1 protein-coding gene is annotated in these 2,190 nt (G+C 72.1%); it reads left to right on the top strand.

The features are described 5' to 3' along the window. Positions 1-15: 15 nt before the first annotated feature. Positions 16-2,190 (top strand): ATP-binding protein (locus ACRDP3_RS23100; protein ID WP_431518917.1); only part of this gene is annotated, 2,175 nt, incomplete at its 3' end.

Below are 2,190 nucleotides of genomic sequence, written 5' to 3'. Positions count from 1 at the left end.
GATGACAATGGAACCGTGCGGTATCCCGGGAATCTCCGCGCCCGGCTCACCAGCTTCGTCGGCCGCGAAGCCGACCTCGGCACTCTGCGCGCCGACCTCGGCCGCTCCCGCCTCGTCACCCTCACCGGACCGGGCGGCTCCGGCAAGACCCGGCTCGCCGAGGAGGTGGCCGCCCTCGGTGTCAGCGGTCCTGATACGCCGTACCCCGACGGGGCCTGGCTGATCGAACTCGCCTCGCTCAACCACCCCACGGCCGTGCCCGGAGCTGTGCTCAGCGCCCTCGGACGGCGCGGCACCGCCGTCCTCACCGGCACCCTCGAGCCCACGCCCCCGGGCGCCCGTACGGCAGTCGCGGAGCCGGCTCACGACGCCACCGCCCGCCTCCTCGAACACTGCGCACACCGCCGCCTGCTGCTGGTGCTCGACAACTGTGAGCATGTGATCGACGCCGCCGCCCACCTCGCCGAAACCCTGCTCGCGCACAGCCCCGGGCTCACCGTCCTGGCCACCAGCAGAGAGCCGCTCGGTGTGCCCGGCGAGACCGTACGGCCCGTGGAACCGCTGCCCCCGGTACCCGCGCACCGCCTCTTCGCCGACCGGGCCGCGGCGGCGCGAGCCGGATTCCGTACCGGCTCCACGTCCGGCTCCGAGGTCTCCTCAGCCTCCGAGGCCCACTCCGCCTCCGTTTCCACCTCCGCCACCGACCCCGCTGCCGTCGCCGAGATCTGCCGTCGCCTCGACGGGCTGCCGCTCGCCATCGAACTGGCCGCCGCCCGGCTTCGTTCCCTCACCCCGCGGCAGATCGCCGACCGGCTCGACGACCGCTTCCGCCTCCTCACCAGCGGCAGTCGTACGGTGCTGCCGCGCCAGCAGACTCTGCGTGCCGTCGTCGACTGGTCCTGGGACCTGCTGGACGAGCGTGAACGCACCGTGCTGCGCAGGCTGTCCGTCTTCTCCGGCGGCTGCACGCTCACCGCCGCGGAGTATGTCTGCGCCGGCCGGGAGGAGACCGGCGGGGAGGCGACGCTGGACGTGCTCGACGTACTCGGCGCGCTCGTGGACAAGTCCATCCTCATCGCGGAACAGCCCCCGGTCGGAGCCGAGACCGGTGTCCGGTACCGGATGCTGGAGACCATCCACGCATACGCGAAGGAACGTGCCGCCGAGCACCCAGCCGACCGTGTCGCCGCTGAGCAGCGGCACACGCGACAGCTCCTCCGCTTCGTCACCGCCGCCGAGCCGCGGCTGCGCTCGGCCGAGCAACTGACCTGGCTGCCCCGGCTGGAGGCCGACCTCGACAACATCCGGGCCGCCGTGCACCGCGCCCTCCAGGGGGCGGACACGGACACCCTCTTCGGCTTCGTGCAGGCGATGGGCTGGTTCTGGTGGCTGCGCAACTACCGGGAGGAGGGCGCGGGCTGGATCCAACGCACCATGGCCCTGCTGCCCGCCGACCGCGCCGAGCGGGACGACGAGACGGAGATCCGCTACCGCGAATGCCAGCTGCTGCGCTTGTTCCTGCTCGCCGAGCGGGAGCACTGCGAGCTGTTCCAGGACGAGAGCTACCGGCTCGTGGCCCGCGAACTCCTGGCCGTCTTCCGGCATCCCCGCCCCGAATCCGCCCGCATGCCCGGCCTGCTGTGGCCCTTCACCGCCTTTCTGCTGATGGACCTCAAGAGTGTGGGACGGCTGATGGACACCTCCGTTGCCACCTGCCGCAGATTCGGGCACGCGTGGGAGCTGGCCGTAGCCCTGCTCTTCCGCGCCCACATCCGTGTGGACCTCGCCGGTGGTCTGGCTCTCGCCCACGCCGACGTGGCCGAGATCGAATCTCTCGCCCGGCCCAGCGGCGACCGCTGCTCAGTCAGGTCTGCGGACTGCGCGCCGAGATCGACATTCAGCACGGCCGCTACGCCGACGCCCGCCGGGAGTACGAGGCGGCCCTCCGGTACGCCCAGCAACTGGGCGCCCTCACCGAACTGCCCTTCATCCTCGCCCGCGTCGGCGAGGTCTGGTATCGGCAGGGTGACAGCGGCGAGGCCGAGAAACTGGCCCGGCGCGCCGTCGAGGACGGCGACCGGCTCGGCATGGCCGACGCCCGCACCTACGGGACCTTTCTGCGCTCCCTCATCGCTCTGGACAACGGCGAGCCGGCGCGCGCCCGCGCATTGCACACCGAGGCCGGTGACT

The organism is Streptomyces sp. (assembly GCF_050698815.1).
In the GTDB taxonomy this organism is placed as follows: Bacteria; Actinomycetota; Actinomycetes; order Streptomycetales; family Streptomycetaceae; genus Streptomyces.
The sequence above is the reverse complement of the archived record's forward strand: the minus strand, read 5'-3'. Positions and strand labels throughout refer to the sequence as shown.